The sequence below is a fragment of the Salegentibacter sp. genome, assembly GCF_041642575.1.
Lineage (GTDB): Bacteria > Bacteroidota > Bacteroidia > Flavobacteriales > Flavobacteriaceae > Salegentibacter.
This window is the reverse complement of the sequence record NZ_JBEPWD010000041.1, coordinates 1-19,442: the sequence shown is the minus strand read 5'-3', so window position 1 is coordinate 19,442 and position 19,442 is coordinate 1. Positions and strand designations below refer to the sequence as shown.

Genomic DNA, 19,442 nt, shown 5'->3' with positions numbered 1-19,442 from the left:
GGATGGCTTTCATTTCTTCGGTCACTTTATCTTCCGGGAGATGAAAGGCCTCTATCTCACAAGTTTTTGTGGTTCCTTCTCTAACCCATTTGACTAATTCCTGAGCATTAGAGAGCGTACGGTTTCCTATATAAATGGAGGAGGTAACCCCGCTCCATTCTGCGAGAAGCAGGGCGGCCGCTTCAGCAATCCCACCTGCTCCTGCAATAATGATATTATAATGCTTTTTCATATTCTTAATTTACGAAATTCTTAGGTTTTTATGAACCTTTATCCTTCGTTATGCTAAAACCAAATTTAGACAGGCCTGGTCAGTTTATTCCAGCATTAGATAGTTAAAGCTTTCGGAAGAAGATTGTAGAAAATCTGTAGAAATTCAGTAAATTTAAAGGAGAATTCCCATTATACTTCACTGAAAATTAATTAACAGGCTGAGAATATGGAAATGAAGTGGTCTTTAAACCTTGGGCGAATTGCCGGGATAAAAGTCTCGGTTCACTGGACATTCCTGATCCTTTTGATATGGATCTTTATTCTGCATTACAGGATGGAGCAGGACATGATGCAGGGCATTCTGGGCGTTGTGTTTATCCTGGCGCTCTTTCTTTGTGTCACCCTGCATGAATTTGGCCATGCCTTAACGGCCAAGCGATACGATATCAACACAAAAAGTATAACCCTATTGCCAATTGGTGGTCTCGCACGCCTGGAGAAATTCCCTGAAAAACCCATGCAGGAACTTTTGGTGGCCATTGCCGGGCCCATGGTAAACCTTGTGATAGGTGTTTTCATCCTTCTGGCCCTTTTAGCCTTTAACAGTCTCCCTTCCTTTTCTGAACCGCTTAATCTAATGAACTTTAGCGGGGTGGGATTCTGGTATAACCTGCTTTTTGCTAATATGATTCTGGCGATTTTCAATCTAATTCCGGCTTTTCCTATGGATGGAGGAAGGATACTGCGGGCTTTGTTGTTATTTAAGTTTGAACGCGGGAAGGCTACAAAGATAGCAGCAGGGATAGGGCAATTTTTAGCTATTGGATTTGTTTTTCTGGGCTTTTATGGGAATATTTTTCTGGTTTTTATAGGGATATTTATCTATTTGGGCGCCAGTGCCGAAGCAGAAATGGAAATGACCAAAACTTCACTTACAGGTTACAAGGTGAAAGATATACTGATGAAACAATTTGCCAGGCTTAGTCCAAACGACGATCTTGGAAAGGCCGTGAGGTTACTTCTTGACGGGCAGGCCCACGATTTTGTGATCGTAGAAGACGGAAAAGTACTGGGGATTTTAAGCCGGAATGACCTGATTAAGGGACTATCAGAAAAAGGTAATTCTTCTCCTGTAACCGATGCTATGCAAACCGAATTTCTGAGCCTGGATCCTGATATGCCGCTGCAGGAGATCTACCAAAAAATTCTGGTACAAAAGATTTCTGTTGCGCCCGTAATGCAAAACGGGAAATTAATCGGGATTATAGATAAGGAAAATATTTATGAGTTTATAATGGTAAAGGAAGCGGTGGGGAAACAACTGGATATGGATGAGCTCAAAAGTAAATACGAAATCCCTGAGAAGATATCTTAAGTCCTCTGTTCTCTGTTGAGAACGTTTATGGTTTATCGTTTAGTGTTCTGCGGGATAAAGTCCGGCATAACGGATAATTCAGAAATTCCACCCTAACCCCAGGCGAGACTTTTTATTCTAACTTCCTTTTGCCACCTCTTTCACTCTTTCCACGGAATCTGCTTTGGAAAGGGAAAGCCTTATGGTGCTGTCTTCTTCAGCTTTCAGGTCATGAGGTATACCAGCCTTCAAAGATAGAAGGTCACCTTTTTCAAGCTGGTGGGTGTCGCCATTAACTCCGAAGGAAATTTTGCCCTCGAAGATCTCCACCATGATCGGGTAGGAGGTTTTATGTTCTTTCATCACCTGGCCTTTTTTCATCAAAATGCGAATTTCCTTGCTGCTATCGGTATCCAACAAGATTTCCACAACCGGTTTGGACTCGTTGTATTCCAGGTTTTTGGTAAGGGATGCTGTCTTCATATTTTAGACTTTAATTGGTCAATACTTTTTTGAAGATACAATAAACAATCAGGTTAATCGGTCGATATTTTGAAACACAAATTTCAAAAATATGATTCCGCTCATATTTTAAAGCCTGGTGATTGTTCATCTTTATCGGCTTAAAATTATCTGAACTATGAATACATTATCTCCGCACCAGTTCCATATCCCGGTTATGGGTCTTGCTTTTACAATTGATTCTCCCGTTAAGGTTGCCGCTTTTGGGATTAGCTCGGCGCTTTCCATTATTGAAGACAATCTTATCGAGACTATGCGAAAATATTACTATCAGGATAGCGGGGAAACCTATGTCCCGATCTCAAGCAAGGAAGAAAATTACCGATCGCGCCGTATAACTGATTACCTGGACCTGGTAAACCGGAATGTACAGGATCGACTGGAAAAAATCAGAAATTCAGCCTTTGAAACAGGTTCTGATCTGGTTAAATATTTCGAGATGCTTCCGGAAAACTCCGGCTTGAAAGAAAAATACCAGGAATTTATTAAAACAGGAGATGCAGAATTAAAGAAGACCTTGGAAAAACTTCTGCGCAAGGAGATTACAGCAGGAGCTATAGAGGTGAATATTATGACCAAAGTAGATAAGAACAATTTTGATAAATCGGGGGAGTTGATCGAGAATGGATCGGATGCGCTGGAGGCTTTAAAAGCCTATGCTCAGAGCAGTCTCGATAATTCGGCGGTGATCTTTTCGGCGGGGATGAATCCGAGGCTTTATAATTACCTGGAAGATTTCAGAGAATTCGATGCTACAGGCTGGGGGACCTTCAGCAAAAGGATAGTGATCAAAGTGAGCGATTACCGGTCGGCATTGATCCAGGGAAAATACCTGGCTAAAAAAGGCATCTGGGTAAGTGAATTCAGAATAGAATCGGGATTAAATTGTGGAGGCCATGCCTTCGCTACCCAGGGTTTACTGCTGGGACCTATTTTGGAAGAATTCAGCAATAAAAGAGAGGAACTGGCTGATGAGCTTTTCAGGATTTATGATCCTGCCATAAAGGCGAAAGGTCAGGCCGGCTTTGAGAAACCTCACCCGATAAAAATTACCGTTCAGGGCGGGATAGGAACTGCTGAAGAAGCAAATTTTCTCCGCAAAAAGTATGGCGTAGATAGTACAGGATGGGGTACGCCTTTTCTGCTTTGTCCTGAAGCGACAACAGTTGATGAACATACCCTTGATCTTTTAAGCAAAGCAGGGGAGGAAGATGTGCTGTTGAGCAAGAATTCCCCGTTGGGAGTTCGGTTTAATTACCTTAAAGATACCAGCGCCGAAAAGGAGAAGCTGGACCGAATTAAAAATGGAAAACCCGGAAGTCCCTGTACAGAAAAATACCTGGTTTCCAATACCGAATTTACCAAAGAACCTATTTGTACAGCTTCAACCAAATATCAGAAACTAAAGGTTAAGCAGCTTGAGGAAGCCGGATTACCAGAGGAGGAGTTTAAAAAGCAATTGGATGAGGTGTTGGCAAAAGAGTGCCTTTGTATTGGTTTGAGCAATGCAGCGCCGGTGAGCTATAAGGAACCTTTTCTTAAAAAACTGGAAGCGGTTACCATTTGCCCCGGGCCAAATATCGCCAACTATTCCAGGATCGCTTCCCTTCAGGAAATGACCGATCATATCTATGGAAGAAATGATCTGCTAAGCAATAAGGAAAGGCCGCATATGTTTATCAAAGAGCTGGAGCTGTACCTGGATTATTTTCAGGAAGAGCTGAATGATACAAAGGAATTTGATAAGAAAACACTAAGGAACCTTAATAACTTTGCTAAAAGCATGCAGGAAGGCATCTCTTATTACTGCAGTTTACTTGAGGAGAATTCCTTCCCAAACCGATTTGAATCTTCCCTGGAGAAGGCTGAAAAAAGACTGGAAGAGATGATGCTTGTTTGTAGTTAAGTTTATGTAGAGAACTGAATAGGGTTGACCGTTTTTCGGGAGCTGATTAGGTTATGGAATTTATTCCCTGGCTTAAATCAGCTCTTTATGCTTTTCCAGACTTTAGTGCCGCCTTTTATGAGAAGCAACACTACAGATCCAACCACCATACCGGTTAGGAATTCGACGAGAATTCCGGGAAGGCTTTCAAACAGGCCTTCCATAAAATGGAGGTTATGTACAAAAATTCCTCCGGATACCAATAGCAGGGCAATGGTTCCGATCACTGTAAGGCTTTTGATAACTTTTGGCAGCGCATTAATCAGGAAGTTTCCGATTTTATCAGAGAAGCTGTTTTCTCTATCGTTTAAAGCGATGAGCTTAAGTCCGTAGTCATCCATTCTAACGATTAGTGCTACAATTCCGTAAACCCCCACGGTGGCTATCAGGGCGATGATGCTTACCACAAGAATTTTTGTGAGTAGTTCCTGGTTTTCAACGCTGGTTAGCGCTATGATAACAATTTCCACGGAGAGTATGAAATCGGTAAGGATCGCTGATTTTATTTTTTCCTTTTCTCTGCTCAGGATTTCCTCTTCAGAGAGTTTTTCCAGTTTGGGTTTTTCAGCTGTGGAGGAATGAGGAAAGAAATATTCAAAAATCTTTTCTGCACCTTCATAGGCCAGGTAGAGTCCGCCTATTACCAGGATCACTATAATGGCAGAGGGTAGAAATGCACTTAGCAGAAAAGCCAGGGGCAGGATAATCAGTTTGTTTAGAAATGAGCCTTTTGTGATTGCCCAGAGTACTGGCAATTCCCGGGAAGAAATAAATCCGGATGCTTTTTCAGCATTTACGGCCAGATCGTCGCCTAATAGCCCTGCGGTTTTTTTACCTGCGACTTTACTCATAGTCGCCACATCATCCATTAAAGTTGCAATATCATCCAGAATTGCAAATATTCCTGAGGCCATAGGTGTTAAATTTAAGAAGGCAAGATAAGTTTTTAGTCGATAGAATAACTGTTTTTGTGAATTGTGATTTTCGGTATAAGTTTAAATATGGGAGCTTAAATCCTCACTTTAGTGTTCATCAAGCTGTTGCCGATGGTAAGAAAATTCCAAAGCAGGAACCAAAGCAATATTCGTTTTGCACCAGAATTGAAAGTAAAATGAAATTAGTTAATTAATCCTTTGTTTTCAGGGGCATTCTGAAGATGAATTTAGTTTGTTCATCGGTAGAGTTCACTTCCATTTTTCCTCCATGGGCCAGGGCAATTTCTGAAGTTATAAAGAGCCCCAGACCAAGACCTTGTTTCCCGGGTTTTACATCCTCCCGGTAAAAGGGCTGGAACAGATGCTTTTTGGCAGAATCAGGGATTTTGTCACCGCCATTGCTGACTGAGAGCATGAATTCACCACCTTTAGAAGAGGCAAAAACATCTATGGAATGCTCCTCAGAGCCGTGAATAACTGCATTGGCCAACAGATTGGAAAACAATTGCGCTATCCGGTTTTCGTCACAGTCTACGTCGTCTTCTATTTCCAGTTTCAGATCAATATTACGTCCCGGGGCCATGATGTCTACTTCCTTTACCACCTGTTTCAAGGTTTTCTGTAAGCTGTCCCGGCAGGGCTGCCGTTCAATCACAATTCCCTGTCCTAAGCGGCCACGTGCAAAATCCAGGATATTTTCTATAAGTCCGGCCATTCTGAAGCTTGTGCTTTTAATAATGCCGGCCTGTCTTTTTACGATCTCGTTATCTGAGACCTTAAGTAACAGATCGGCGCTCATGCGCGTAGTGGCAAGTGGATTTTTTAGATCGTGTCCAAGAATAGCGATAAATTGTTCCCGCAGATCTGAGTTTTGTTTTTCATCTGCCAGTTCATTAGCCGAAATTTTTATTTCTTCCACAGCATTCAGATGAAAGGAGATAAGCTCAGAAAAAAGATCAAACATATTTTTGATCTCCGGCGTATTCACCCTTGTGGGATTTGGGTCAATGGCACATAAAGTCCCAAAAAAGCTGCCATCTTTCCTGAATATAGGATAGGACACATAGCTCTGAAACCCATATTGAATCGGGGTGGGGTGCTTACAGTAATGCACGTCTTTTTCTACGTGATCTATGAAAACAGCTTCCCGGCTCAACCTTACCTCATGGCAAATAGTGGTTTTTACATCCAGCTCATCCCCGGGCTCAAGCCCAAAGGCTATCTCATCTTTTATGGCACAGGTGATCCAGGCCTGATCAGAAACCCTCGCGATTGCCGCAAAGCCCATTCCTGTTGTACGACAAATCACATCCAGCAATTTAGATACGATAGGTATCTGTTTTATGGATTCAATTTCTTCCTGTTGTTCTTTGCTGAGTTCTAATTGCTTGCTGATAGGGCGGTTGATTGAAAAATTAATTTCCAAAAATAAGAAAAATTAATTAGTGGGGTCATTTAAGCCTGCTCTTGCCGGAGCTTAAGCAATTATTTCAAGACTGCTGTAGCCTTGTCCGTTTCTGCTGAGTTTTATCTGCGTGGCGATTCGTTCTTTCAAAGAATCCACATGACTGATAATACCGATGGTCTTTTCACTTTCAGACTGTAGTTTTTCCAGGGTATCCAGGGTCTGGTCCAGGGTTTCGGGATCCAGGGTTCCGAATCCTTCGTCTATAAACAGCGAGTTGATCTCTACATTCCGGGAAGCAAGGTCTGATAATGCCAGGGCCATAGATAAACTCAGAATGAAGGTTTCTCCACCTGACAGGGTTTTTACCGATCGTCGCTGCCCACCCATATGCTCGTCAATGGCGACCAGGCCGTCATCTTCTTCGTCTTCCGGCTTATCTATCCGATAGCGGTCGCTCAGGTCTTTCAGCCTGTGATTGGCCAGATGCAACAACTGACTCAAACTCAGGTCCTGGGCGAAATCGTTGAATTTTTTGCCTTTTGAATCGCCAATAAGTTCATCAAGCAGGCGCCAGCGTCTTATCTTTTTCTCCTTTTCAGCTATCTGAACCTCGATCTCCTTCAGGTGTTTCAGGTTGTTGTCGTGGTTTTTAATGCTGCTAAAAAGTTCTCTGCATTCCGCGCTAACCTCGGCAAGCTTTTGCTGCTGGTCATTCAGAAGTTTCTGCAATTCCTCCCGGGATTCCCGGACATCTACTTTTCTAAGCTCTTCATGCTGAGAATGCAATAATTTTAAAGAAGAAGAGGCGGCGGTTATATTCTTATGTATTTCTTCCCTTCGCATTCTCAGGGCTCGGCATTCAACTTCAGGCATTAAGGCCTTCCTTGCAGAGGCGATATCATCGAAACCTTTTTCACGTAGTTGGGTTAGCAACTGAGTTTCCAAATTCTGGAATTCATTCTTTTTTTTAACTGATCTTTCTAAAAGTGTATCCAGTCTTTCTTTTACATGTTTTTGTTCCTGCAAAAGCCTGGTCCATCGCGTCTTTAGATCACCTGTATCTTTGGAAATATCTTTGCCCCGGTATAGATTTTCTCTTTCCAGTTTTATTCTTTTACCCTCTTCAAGAACTTTGCCCAGTCTCTCCAGCAACGGAATTCCGGCCTTGATGGCTCGAAGTCGGTTTTGTTCCTTTTCCCAGGCTTCCAGGTTAACCAGTTTATTTTGCCATCCTTCGCAGAGTTCTTCCCAGGATTTATTTTCCTCCTCCTGCAGGTGCCCGTATTTTTCTGTAAAATCTTTTTTTCGGGTATTAAGATTGGTGTGTATTTGCTTTAATTCCTGCTGTATGCTTTCCAATCTTAGCCTGTGATGCTTTAATTCGGTTTCAGAGGTGCTGAGCTTTTTGTTCCAGGCGGATAGTTCCTCTGCAGCTTTTTTTATTTCGAGCTCCAACGAATCATCTTTTTCAGGAAGCGATTCAGCAAGAGGATGCTCCAGTGCACCGCATAAGGGGCAAGGCTCACCGTCTTCCAGGATATGCCGTTGTTCTTCAAATTTGGCCTGCAGAAGTTGATGTTGTTTTTTAAGCTTTAGTCTTTCCTGTCGTTCTTCCAGCAACGCACATTTGTCTTTGGCCTTTTCGATTTCCTGAGGAAGGGTCATTGATTTAGTTTTAAGCCCATCTTCCTCTCGCTGCAGCTTTTCTACTTCAGAAGTGATATTCTTTAATTCATCTTCTTTCCTCCAGGCTTCCCGCGCCAGTTCCAGACGGGAACCTATCTTTTGTTTTTCTCTGGAAATATTTCCAAGATCAATTCCTTTTAAATATTCCTGTAATTCATGACACTTTTCTTCTGAAACTTGAGCAAGCTGTGTTAATTCTTCCCGGGTTTTCTTCGGATTTTCTTCTGCCAGGATTATAGAAAGTTCCCGGGTTTCAGTCTGAAACTGATCGCGAAGCGCCTTGAACTCCTGAACTTTTGTTCGCCGCTCTTCTTCCAGCCAGCTTATTTTTTTGTAGAAAACTTCCAGACTTTCAATTATTGTTTCTGAGGTTAAGTCGGTGCCAGTTAGAGTTCCTGCTTCCTGCAAACAGGATTTTTGATTTTCTTTATTTTGCTGTTCCCTTTCCCGGAGCTGTTTCAAATCTTCATCCAGGTCGTGGATTTCTTTTTTCAGCAAGGTCCAGCTTCGCAATTCCTCTGCGTTGTCTTCTATCTTTTCGTGTTGCTTGAGCGGGTAGCCGTGTTCCCGATCGAATGATTTTAAATTTTCTTCCGCTTCCGACTTTTGTTTTTCGCGGGTGCTGATGTCTTTTTCCTGAATCCTGATCTTTTCTTTTAATTCCAGGTTTTTATTCAGGCTATCGATCTTTTTTTTCAGATCCAGCTCAAGCCTGTCTTTGTCTTTTAGGTCCGCGGTCTTTTTAGCATAGGCTTCCTGGCTTAGCAACTGTTCTTTTATCGCTTCTATCCTGTTTTGTTTGGTTTGTATTTCCCTGTTTTCTTCCCGGTATTTCTGAAAGGCCAGCATGCCCAGTTGCCTGTAAATTCCAGTTCCGGTTATCTTTTCCAGCAATTCCCCGCGCTCCTCTTTTTTGGCTTTCAGGAATTGGGCGAATTCTCCCTGAGCTAATAATACCGCTTTTATAAACTGGTTGTAATTTAAGCCAATGAGTTCTTCATTCTTCCCAGGCACTTCCGACTTTTTCAGATCTATAAGTTTTCCGGTTCCAACATCGCTGAGTTCCATTTCATAATCCCGCAGGTTCCCGGTTCTGGCTGTAGAAATACTCCATTGCGACCTATAAATCCCCGATTTTCCCTGGTAGGTAACTGCAGCCATAGCCTCCTGCTGGTTCCGGGTTAGAATTGCCCCCGTCCTGTTGATCTCGGAAGTGGAGATCTTTCCCATTCGGGGAATGTTGTTGAAAAGGGCGAGAGAGATCACATCCAGGATAGTGCTCTTCCCACTACCTGTAGGTCCCGTTATGGCGAAAAGGGAACTGCCGGTAAAAGGCGAGTCTGTAAAATCTATCTGGTTTTCTCCTTTAAGAGAATTAATATTTTTGAATTCTATCCTGAGTATTTTCATGATTTACACATTCTCATTTTGATAGGTTTCCAACAGGATTTCCTCAAAAGCGCTGAGGATCTCTTCTTTGGTTTTATCATCGTATTCGTGGCGGTTTATGAGCTCCAGAAAAACCTCTTTAGGTTTAAGATCTTCCAGTTTCTGTTCCCGGTATAGCTCTGATGCTCCGGTGATGCGGTTTTTAAAATTCACCCTGTGCTTTACGATCCTGAAACCTTCAAGTTCGAAATTGCTCACCAGGGTATCGAGTTGCAGGATCTTATCGGCATCATAATTTTCTTCCGTGAGTTCTACCTCAATCAGGGATTCCAATTGCCTTTGGTCTCCGGGAGCTTTGAGCTTTAATTCCAGTTCTCCTATGTTGCCGCTAATCCTCAACAGACTGCGGAAAGGCGGTACAGGGATGTTCTCTGGCTCCCAACCGGTTTCGGTATTTAACAGCAGTACCCGTTTTTCATCTTTTCTTTCACTGAAGGAAAGGGGAAGGGGAGAACCGCTGTAATAAGTGGGAACGGCAGAATTTAATTTTTGTGGCTTATGAATATGCCCTAAAGCGATATAGCTAAAATACTCCCCAAACTGAAGGGCATTAAAAGCGGCCAGGTTTCCAATTTGTATTTCCCGCTCGCTTTCTGAAGTTTCAGCGCCGGCGGCAAAAAGGTGGCCCATGGCAATAGCCGGGATACCGGGATATTCTCTCTCGCATATTTCAGAAGCCTGACTAAAACACTGCTGAATTCCCATGCGAATTGCCTCCAGCCTGTCTTCGTAGGTTTGTCCTTCCACGGCACTTCGCAGATCGGCGTCCCGCAGGTAGGGCACTGCAGCGATTACCAGTTCCGTTTCATCGTTGCTGTTTTTTACAGGAATGATAAGGTCTTCCAGGTTTTTGGGGAGGCCACCAATTACGTGCATTTCAAGTTCCCTGAGTATTTCCTTTGGCGCGTCCAACATCGCGGGGGAATCGTGATTTCCGCCTGTGATGATGAGCTTGCAATCGAGTTTCCGGAGTTTCATCAAGGCACGGTAGTATTGTTTCCGGGCTTCTGAAGAAGGATTGGCCAGATCAAAGACATCTCCCGAGATCAATAAAACATCTACTGACTCTTTTTCAATAAATCCGCACAACCACGCAATAAAGAGCTCAAAATCTTCAGAAAGCTCATGTTTATGTAGTTTCTTACCTATATGCCAGTCGGCGGTATGGAGTATTTTCATAGAAGACAGTTTATTGAGGTACCCGGTTTCAAAATACAAAATTAGTCATGCAAACGACAAAAGCTGACTTTTTAATGGGATAATTGTTGGGTCAAGACTGAGCTGGACTAACCTTATTTACGCAGAGACGAGGGACTATTCTACAGGGAACTCAAAATAGGTTTCGGGATATGGTTCGTTCCTTAAAGTGTAGTGCCACCATTCTTCAGGGTAGGGATGAAAGCCGTGCTTCATCATCAGGCTTTTCAGCATTTCCCGGTTGGCTTTTTGTTCTTTTGTTGGTTGTGCTGAATCGTGATGAGAGATAATTCCGAAGAAATCATAGGAGCTACCCATATCCAGTTCTTCTTTGGTTTCAGCGTCAATTATGGTAAGATCGATTGTACTGCCACGAGAATGCCCCGATTTTGATGCGATATATCCCTTTTGAAAAAGCTCTGATTTAGGAACATCGGGATAGAATTTCTGTTTAGCCAGGGTGTCGGCTGCATCCCGGGCCCACATCACAAAATGGTCGACCGCGATCTGGGGGCGGTAGGCGTCGAATATCTTAAGACAGAGCCCCTGTTTCATCAGCTCATTTTGAACCTTCGCCAAAGCTTCTGCTGCAGGCCTGCTTAAGATCGCTACCGGCCGGTTATATCCATTTACCGGTTTGCCAAGAAAATTATTTTCGCCGGCATACCGGATGTCTAGTTCAATCCCGGGAATCATTTGGTGCAGATATACAAATCCTTCCGGTAGGGCTTTATCCTGGGCAATTCCAGAAAAACAAAGGAGAAATATAAGTGTAAACACAAAAGCTTTCATGAGGGGGATTTCCCGGCAATTTAAGTAAAATATGCTATCATGAGTTTTCTCATGGTTTTTGAGTCATTTTGAGTTTATCTTGAGGAGATAAACAATTAAATAGTATAATTATGGAGTTAAAAGGGAAAGTCGCTCTCATTACCGGAGCAGCATCAGGAATAGGTAAAAGCACGGCACTTCTGTTTGCAAAGAATGGAGCTTCGGTTTTACTTACCGATATCGATGAGGAAAAAGGCAAGGAGCTGGTAGACGAAATAAAAGATGCCGGAGGAAAGGCATTTTTTGTAAAAGCCGATGCCTCGAAACCTGAGGATTCAGAAAAGAGTGTGGAAGAAGCGTTGTCTCATTTCGGGAAACTGGATATTGCTGTTAACAATGCCGGGATTGGTGGAGAAAAGGCCCCGGTAGGAGAATATGAGATCGAAGACTGGGATAAAGTGATCGCGATCAACCTTTCGGGAGTTTTCTATGGGATGCGCTACCAGATACCGGCCATGCTGGAGAATGGGAAGGGCTCAATTATAAATGTAGCATCCATACTCGGGGATGTTGGTTTTGCCAATTCAGCCGCATATGTGGCTGCCAAGCACGGGGTTTTAGGCTTAACAAAAAGCGCCGCGTTGGAATATTCAGCTAAAGGAGTGCGAGTAAATTCGGTAGGGCCGGCTTTTATTAAAACACCTTTGTTGGATGACCTGGATAAGGATTTGCTCGATGAGTTAGTCAAGGCTCACCCCATTGGACGTTTAGGGGAACCAGAGGAAGTTGCGGAGCTATTCATGTGGTTAGCCGGGGACAGGGCTTCCTTCGCTACCGGTTCCTATTACCCTATAGATGGTGGATACCTGGCGCAGTAATATGAAAAATATCCGATGTATTTCAGCGGGCGCTAAAGTTTTAAGAAATTCATAAGAAAAGATTTGGAGCTCCTTTGGCTCAAAGCCATTATTTTAGTAGCCTAATATTAGTGTATCGGAAAAGACTACCATAATTCATCTATGAATAAATTAACGGAAAGCGAAAACCCTGACTCGGCTTACGAGAATGAGGTTTTTGCTTTTGCGAATTCCCTTATTTCAGATCTGCGGGAACCTCTTGTCATACTTGATGAGGAATTAAAAATAATCGGATCTAATAAGGTTTTTGATAAAGACTTTGAACTCGAAACGGATGCCGGGCAGGCTTTTCTGGACTTATTTCACGGGGAATCCCGTCAGGAATTACAGGAACATCTTGATATCAGGAAAAATTCCCGCGATAAATTATTGGGGGTAAGCCTAAATCTTCCTAACGGCCATGAAGGGCTACGTACTTATATTCTGAATTCCTCCCTCATAAAAACTCCTACAGGAGAAAAGCTGATTTTGTTAAGCTTTAAGAAACAGAAAAATCATTCCGGGAATAAGGGGCAGGAGAAATATTTTCAAAGAGTTTTTAGGGAAATATTTTCAAATGCACCTGCAAGTATTTGTACCCTGAAAGGTCCAAATCATATTTTTGAAGTTGCCAATGACAATTACCTGCAGTTGATCGGGAACCGGGATATTCTGGGAAAAACAGTCGAAGAGGCCCTACCTGAAGTCGGGAAGCAGGGGTTTGTTGACCTTCTGGATAATGTATATCATACCGGGGAGCCTTTCATTGGAAATGAGATTATTGTCAACCTAAAGGATGAAGAAGGGAATCTAAAGAATTCTTATCTCAACTTTGTATATCAGCCTACGCGCAATCAGGCCGGTGAAATAGACGGTATCTTTGTGCATGCCGTAGATGTGACCGAGCAGGTGCTTTCAAGAAAGAAAGTGGAGAAAAGTGAATCAAGACTTAGTGACCTTATCGATACCGTGCCTGCTATAATCTGGATAGCCAAAGCCGAGGGTGGAGCGAATTACTTAAACAAGAACTGGTATGATTTTACCGGGCAAAAGAAAGAAGATTCTCTGGGTAGGGGCTGGCTTGATGCAGTACATCCCGATGATCGGGAAAATGCTGTGGTAACTGTTGATCTTGGAAATAGTAAGCGGGAGGCCTTCAGCAACCGTTTCAGGATTAAAAATAAGAACGGAGAATATCGCTGGGTGGTAAATCACGGTAGTCCCAAGTTCGATTTTGACGGGAATTTTGAAGGGATGATCGGTACGGTGGTAGATATTCATGAAGAGCACAGAAAGGAAAAAATCATAAAGGAAAAGGAACATCTTACTGAAACTATAGTACGCGAGGCCGATGTGGCTACAGCTATCTATATGGGACGGGAAATGCGTGTAAGTCTGGCCAATGATGCTATGATCAGCCTTTGGGGAAAATCCAGGAAGGTGCTTGGCAATACCCTAAGAGAGGCTTTACCGGAACTTGAGGGACAGCCTTTTCATGATCTGCTGGATAAAGTGTATACGACCGGGGAAACCTATTGGGGAAAGGAAGATAAAGTTGAACTTATGATTGGGGACAAAATGCAAACCGGTTATTTCAACTTTACCTATAAAGCCCTCCGCAATGAGCAGGGAAAGATCTATGGCATTTTGAATATGGCTGTAGATGTTACCGAGATGGTGAAGTCTAAGAATCTGTTGAAGGAGAGTGAATCCCACTTCAGGCAAATGGCCGATCTTATGCCCGGAAAGGTGAATAATACCGATGCAGTTGGGAATAATATTTATTTTAACCAGAACTGGCTGGAATTTACAGGTCAGGACAGTGAAGCTCTGAAAACCCAGGGATGGACCCAGTTTATTCATGATGAAGATAGAGCCGTATACGAAGATCGTTGGAGAAGATCTCTTCAGGAAGGCAAGGATTTTGAGATGGAACTGCGTCTTAAAGATAAAGCCGGGAAATTTCGCTGGCATTTATCCATGGCAGAAGCGGTTAAAGATGAAAGCGGAAACATACAGATGTGGATTGGTACTAATACCGAGATCCATAAGATCAAAGAAGAAGAAAAACGAAAAGAAGATTTCCTGAAAATGGTTAGTCATGAGCTTAAAACTCCTGTTACATCCATAAAAGGTTACGTCCAGTTATTATTAAGCCTGCTTCAGAAATCCAGGGAGCCTATTCCAACAAACCTGCCTTTGAAGTCTTCGCTGCAAAGAATAGATCACCAGATCACCAGGTTGACCCGACTTATCTCCGAAATACTTGACCTTACCCGTATAGAAGAAAATAAGCTGGAACTTCAGAAAGAAAGATTCAGTCTTAATGACCTGGTAGATGAAACTATTCAAGACATAACCTTCACCAATACTCAGCATAAAATTGAAGTGGAACATGAATTAAACTGCCAGGTATTTGCCGATAGAGACAGGATTGGCCAGGTACTTATCAATTTAATAACCAATGCAATAAAATACTCTCCTGATAATAATCATATTAGACTTAGTGTTAAGGGAGATAGTAAAAATCGTGTTAAGGTAAGTGTAAAAGATAAGGGGATTGGTATCTCCAGAACCGACCAAAAGAATATTTTTAAGCGCTTTTTTAGAATTGATAAAAAGGAAGAAGATACTTACTCAGGATTTGGGATTGGACTTTTTCTGGCTAAAGAGATCATAGACAGGCATAAGGGGGAAATAAAAATTTCCAGCGAGCTGGGCAAAGGCGCCGAATTCAGTTTTTTACTTGATATTGAAGATTAATTATGGAAGAAAATTCAAAAATATTAGTGGTTGATGATGATTCAGGGATCGGGGAAATGTTGAAAACCCTGCTGGAATTTTATGGATATGAAGTTATTGTAACCGAAAAACCATTAGAAACCCAGGATTTGATCCTGCAGCACAATATAGACATTGTCTTACTGGATATGCTTATTTCCGGAGTGAATGGCACTGATGTTTGTGCAGAAATTAGGGAAAACCCCGAGACTCAAGATACTCCTGTACTTATGATGTCTGCTTTGCATGATGCCGGGCCCAAGTGCAAGGAAGCGGGAGCAAATGATTTTATTGCCAAGCCCTTTGAAATGGAAGATCTTATTAAAAAGATCAATGGTATTCTGGGAAAATAAAGATTAGCTATAGTTTATAATATCGCTTAAATGTAGTTAAAGAAGGCGAGGGATGAATATAGAGTCATGGCTTCAGGGAATGGCTTTTTACCCTGAGGATGATTCATTTTGTAAATAAGTTATTGGTACTGCAAATTTTTTAGATAAACCCATAGAATTTTTTGCGGTATTGGAATAAATCCAATAAATTTGAAACCTAAATGGGAATTATTCCGAAAACACTTCTTCTATGGGAACACCACCATCAATTGAGATCAAGCACTTTAAGGAAGTAAGAGAAGAAAACAACTTCACTCAGTCTGAGTTTGCAGAATTACTGGGCATCAAGAACTCTACCGCTGATATTGAACGCGGTCGGACCAAATTATCCGGTAAGGTAGTAGCCGGACTTTTGAGTCGGTTTGGGATTAATCCCCTATGGTTGTTTGGAGAAAGCGGCCAGAAATATCTGCAACTAAGTAAAGGTGACGTAAGTCCTAAAGTGGTCACGGTTGATAGTGCCGATAATGAGAATATTCTCATGGTTAACCAAAAGGCAGCTGCCGGATACCCTCATAATGTACAGGATGTAGAATGGTATAATCAATTGCCGGCTTTTGATATTCCCCTGCCGGAATTCCGCAATGCTACTTATCGTGGTTTCCAGGTTGAGGGAGATAGTATGCTTCCAAATTATTATCCCGGAGAGTGGGTTCTGGGAAAAGCCGTACCCGATCTGAGCCAGGTATCAAATAACAAAGTTTATGTAGTGGTACTCTATGATTCGGTTTTGGTGAAGAAACTACAACAATTACCCGATCCCGCTAAGCTGCTGCTCATATCTTTTAACGAAGAATATTTGCCTATAGAAATTGATGTGAACGACATACAGGAACTCTGGCAGGTAAACAGCAAGCTCACCTTTAACCTCGATAATCCTTCCCAGAGCGGGCTTTTCAGGGAGCTGCAGCAATCTATGGAAGAATTAAAAAGGGACCTTAAATCTTTTAAGAAAGAGGCATAAAAAAAACCCTCTTTGTGAGAGGGTTTTTGGTTGTCGTTAATAAAGGTTGTTGTGATACTACATGTCGTCTGTAGCATCGTCTATGGCATCACCTACATCATCTGCAGCATCTTCAATGTCGTCTGCAGCTTTTTCAACACCGGAACGATCATCCCTACAGGAGGTGAAAACCGCAGCGGTACTAAAAGTAAGCGCCAATAAAAAAACTAACTTTTTCATAATTTAAGAATCAAATATATATTAAAGATCGTCGTTACCTTCGACCTCATCTTCTACCTCCTGAGCGCCTCTGTCGATAGCATCTCCTGTTTCGTCGGCAGCATTTTCTAAAGCGTCACCCGTGTCATCGACTGCATCTTCGATATCGTTGCCAACATCGTCCATGTCATCCATGTCATCCATGTCGTCCATGTCATCGCTGTGCATTTCCATTTCGTTTTCTTCCTCCTTTACTTCTCTACAGGAAGTTAAAGCGGTTGACAACGTAAATATCATTGCTAGTAATAAAATTGGTCGTTTCATAATTTGGTTGTTTTTAGTTTATATTCAGCAAAATTAGAGATGTGACCATATGTTAAGCTCATTTTACTGCTAAAATTTTCATAAAATTCCAGAAATCATCGATGATTTAAGATAAAACCATAGGTTTTTCTAATTGTCATCTCCAATTTTATCGATCTCTTCGTCTATCTCTTTATTAACTTCCTTATCAACTCTTTCTCCTGTTCTCTCCAGGATGCCTTTGCGTTCTTCAGTTTCAGGAGTTTCTTTTTCTACTTCAACCTCTCGTTCTCTAACGATAACTTCTTTCTCATTCTCAGAAGTTTCGCGACAGGAAACCAGACTTAAAGTACTTACAAGGAATAAACTTCCTATTACAAATACACGTTTCATAAAATTGTAGTTTTTAGTTCAATCTGTGAAAATAGGCTGAAAATCTATTCTATGGGTCTTATTTGTGATTTTTTAGCAGAAAAATCTTAAAAAAGGGAAATTAAATAGCCTTTTCTGAGAGGTATTCACCTATTACCCGGGTTGCACCGGTATTTGAATTGATGAAATGCCCGGCAATCATTCCTGTTTTGGTTCGGAACTCGTCATTTTCCACCATTTTATTCATTATCTCCGTAAGCTCATCTTCGGAAGCCACCGAATATAATCCTGCGAGTTGCTGAAGTTTCCTGGCCTCCGGGAATTTTTTGAAATTCTTCCCTATTACGATAGGAATTCCGAAGGTGGCAGGTTCCAGAATGTTATGAAGCCCGGTATCCCCGGCCGCACCGCCTACATAAGCAATGTTTGCATAGCTGTAAATTCTGCTGAGCAGACCAATATTGTCGATTATCAGCAGCTGAAAATCCTTAAGGTCGCGGCCAGGGGTTTCAGAATACAGAACAGCAGGTATCTTTATTCTTTTTTTTAAGTTCCTGATCTTTTCAGGTTTGACCTCATGAGGGGCGATCACAAATTTCACTCCTGAAGGTGCTGAATTTATATACTTCAGCAGCAATTCTTCATCTTCTGGCCAGGTACTGCCGGCGACGATACAGAGCTCTCCATTCAGGAAATTTTCGAGGACTTCGAGTTTATTGTCATAAGCGAGTTGTCGTGCAACCCGGTCAAACCTGGTGTCGCCACTAAGGCTAACATTCCTGAAGCCGTTTTTCTCCAGTAGATCTTTCGATTCCTGGTTCTGAACAAAAATATGTTCAAAGCTTTGTAGCGCTTTTTTCATCCAGGTGCCATAGCCTTTAAAGTAGATTTGATCTTTCCTGAAGGCCCCTGAAATAAGAAAACTGCGTATTCCTCTTTGATTTATTTCCCTCAGGAAATTTGGCCAAATATCGTACTTCACAAAGAATACAAGTTCAGGTTTTACCAGGTTAAGGAATTTGCTGGCATTGCCCGGGGTGTCAAGGGGGAGATAAGTGATGATATCGGCGAGGGGGTGCTTCTTCTTATTCTCATAACCTGAAGGAGAAAAGAAGGTCACCAAAATCCTGTGGTGTGGATATTTTTCTTTCAACAGCTCAATAACGGGTACGGCTTGTTCAAACTCACCAAGGGAAGCGGCGTGAACCCAGATGTATTTTTCTCCTGTTTTAATTTCACTTTTCAAGCGTGGAAAAACCTCCTTTCTGCCTTTAACAAAAAGCTTCATTTTTTGACTTAAGATCCCGCTCGCCGGCAGGAGGAATTCGGTTAACCTGGTGAATGAATTATAGATGATATGCAAAACCCTGTTTTTCTTCCGCTAAAATAGGCCTTTCCTGAAAATAGATTGGCGGAAGGACCGATATTTCGTATTTTCGTGCATTATAAAAATGACCTATGAAAAACTTACAAATGGTTGACCTTAAGGGTCAATATGCCGAAATAAAAGATGAAGTAAACGCCTCGTTTAAGGAAGTTATAGAATCAGCAGCATTTATAAACGGGCCTCAGGTCCAGCAGTTTCAGAAAGAACTTGAAGATTATCTTGGAGTAAAACATGTTATCCCATGCGCCAATGGTACCGATGCCCTGCAAATAGCCATGATGGGGCTTGACCTGAAACCCGGGGATGAAGTTATCACCGCCGATTTTACTTTTGCCGCCACAGTTGAAGTGATTGCCCTGCTGCAATTAACGCCAGTGCTGGTAGACGTAAAACCCGACACCTTCAATATAGACCCTGAGGCAATCAAAAAAGCCATTACCCCAAAGACCAAAGCTATAGTTCCCGTGCATCTTTTCGGCCAGTCGGCAGATATGGATGAGATTATGAAAATAGCCAAAGAACATAACCTGTATGTTATTGAAGATAATGCTCAGGCTATAGGAGGGAATTTCCATTCAGAAGATGGAAAGACATATAAAACAGGAGCAATTGGGGATGTGGGCGCAACATCTTTTTTCCCATCTAAAAACCTTGGATGTTACGGTGATG

Annotated in this window: 17 protein-coding genes and 1 pseudogene; 7 read left to right on the top strand and 11 right to left on the bottom strand. The window is 42.2% G+C overall.

The annotated features are described in order from the left end of the window. Positions 1–232: pseudogene (locus tag ACESK1_RS08100) on the bottom strand (saccharopine dehydrogenase); the annotation flags it as partial. 207 nt (positions 233–439) lie between these two features. Between ACESK1_RS08100 and ACESK1_RS08095 the strand changes: the two are divergent. Next, entirely contained in the window at positions 440–1,588 is a 1,149-nt protein-coding gene (locus tag ACESK1_RS08095) for a site-2 protease family protein (RefSeq protein WP_372919682.1), read from the top strand. Positions 1,589–1,705: 117 nt separating this feature from the next. Here the strand turns inward: ACESK1_RS08095 and ACESK1_RS08090 are convergent, their stop codons facing one another. Then, entirely contained in the window at positions 1,706–2,050 is a 345-nt protein-coding gene (locus ACESK1_RS08090) for a cupin domain-containing protein (RefSeq protein ID WP_372919681.1), read from the bottom strand. Positions 2,051–2,207: 157 nt separating this feature from the next. Here ACESK1_RS08090 and ACESK1_RS08085 point away from each other — a divergent pair, with 157 nt between their 5' ends. Next, a complete protein-coding gene (locus tag ACESK1_RS08085) occupies positions 2,208–3,995 on the top strand; it encodes a hypothetical protein (protein ID WP_372919680.1) in 1,788 nt (595 codons plus the stop codon). Between the two features lie 77 nt (positions 3,996–4,072). Here the strand turns inward: ACESK1_RS08085 and ACESK1_RS08080 are convergent, their stop codons facing one another. The 5 genes from ACESK1_RS08080 to ACESK1_RS08060 all read right to left on the bottom strand — a co-directional run bounded on the left by ACESK1_RS08080 (position 4,073) and on the right by ACESK1_RS08060 (position 11,501). Beyond that, positions 4,073–4,948: a DUF808 domain-containing protein gene (locus ACESK1_RS08080; protein WP_372919679.1), complete on the bottom strand. Its 876-nt coding sequence runs from the start codon at positions 4,946–4,948 to the stop codon at positions 4,073–4,075. A gap of 211 nt (positions 4,949–5,159) precedes the next feature. After that, complete coding sequence (locus ACESK1_RS08075) at positions 5,160–6,395, bottom strand: ATP-binding protein (protein ID WP_372919678.1); 1,236 nt, start codon at positions 6,393–6,395, stop codon at positions 5,160–5,162. Between the two features lie 51 nt (positions 6,396–6,446). Then, on the bottom strand, positions 6,447–9,473 hold the full coding sequence (locus tag ACESK1_RS08070) for an AAA family ATPase (RefSeq protein WP_372919677.1): 3,027 nt from the start codon (positions 9,471–9,473) through the stop codon (positions 6,447–6,449). 3 nt (positions 9,474–9,476) lie between these two features. Beyond that, positions 9,477–10,691 carry an exonuclease SbcCD subunit D C-terminal domain-containing protein gene (locus tag ACESK1_RS08065; protein WP_372919676.1) on the bottom strand — a complete coding sequence of 405 codons (1,215 nt, stop codon included), beginning with the start codon at positions 10,689–10,691 and terminating at the stop codon, positions 9,477–9,479. Positions 10,692–10,826: 135 nt separating this feature from the next. Beyond that, positions 10,827–11,501, bottom strand: coding sequence for a M15 family metallopeptidase (locus ACESK1_RS08060; protein ID WP_372919675.1), 675 nt, complete (start codon positions 11,499–11,501; stop codon positions 10,827–10,829). 110 nt (positions 11,502–11,611) lie between these two features. Between ACESK1_RS08060 and ACESK1_RS08055 the strand changes: the two genes are divergently transcribed. From ACESK1_RS08055 to ACESK1_RS08040, 4 genes are all read left to right on the top strand, one after another. Next, complete coding sequence (locus ACESK1_RS08055; protein ID WP_372919674.1) at positions 11,612–12,358, top strand: SDR family NAD(P)-dependent oxidoreductase; 747 nt, start codon at positions 11,612–11,614, stop codon at positions 12,356–12,358. Positions 12,359–12,499: 141 nt separating this feature from the next. Then, on the top strand, positions 12,500–15,139 hold the full coding sequence (locus ACESK1_RS08050) for a PAS domain S-box protein (protein WP_372919673.1): 2,640 nt from the start codon (positions 12,500–12,502) through the stop codon (positions 15,137–15,139). Positions 15,140–15,141: 2 nt separating this feature from the next. Beyond that, entirely contained in the window at positions 15,142–15,510 is a 369-nt protein-coding gene (locus ACESK1_RS08045) for a PleD family two-component system response regulator (RefSeq protein WP_372919672.1), read from the top strand. Positions 15,511–15,739: 229 nt separating this feature from the next. Next, positions 15,740–16,513: an XRE family transcriptional regulator gene (locus tag ACESK1_RS08040; protein ID WP_372919671.1), complete on the top strand. Its 774-nt coding sequence runs from the start codon at positions 15,740–15,742 to the stop codon at positions 16,511–16,513. A 57-nt stretch (positions 16,514–16,570) separates the two neighbouring features. Here ACESK1_RS08040 and ACESK1_RS08035 read toward each other — a convergent pair whose 3' ends face one another. From ACESK1_RS08035 to ACESK1_RS08020, 4 genes are all read right to left on the bottom strand, one after another. Next, positions 16,571–16,732: a hypothetical protein gene (locus tag ACESK1_RS08035; protein WP_372919670.1), complete on the bottom strand. Its 162-nt coding sequence runs from the start codon at positions 16,730–16,732 to the stop codon at positions 16,571–16,573. A 21-nt stretch (positions 16,733–16,753) separates the two neighbouring features. Continuing rightward, the gene (locus ACESK1_RS08030) at positions 16,754–16,906 is read right to left on the bottom strand and encodes a hypothetical protein (protein WP_372919669.1); all 153 of its coding nucleotides are present in this window, start codon (positions 16,904–16,906) and stop codon (positions 16,754–16,756) included. A gap of 258 nt (positions 16,907–17,164) precedes the next feature. Continuing rightward, complete coding sequence (locus tag ACESK1_RS08025) at positions 17,165–17,407, bottom strand: hypothetical protein (RefSeq protein WP_372919668.1); 243 nt, start codon at positions 17,405–17,407, stop codon at positions 17,165–17,167. Positions 17,408–17,507: 100 nt separating this feature from the next. Next, positions 17,508–18,674, bottom strand: coding sequence for a 3-deoxy-D-manno-octulosonic acid transferase (locus ACESK1_RS08020; RefSeq protein ID WP_372919667.1), 1,167 nt, complete (start codon positions 18,672–18,674; stop codon positions 17,508–17,510). A gap of 170 nt (positions 18,675–18,844) precedes the next feature. On the opposite strand from ACESK1_RS08020, the gene ACESK1_RS08015 reads away from it, so the two are divergent. Beyond that, on the top strand, positions 18,845–19,442 hold a 598-nt coding region (locus ACESK1_RS08015; RefSeq protein WP_372919666.1), incomplete at its 3' end, for a DegT/DnrJ/EryC1/StrS family aminotransferase.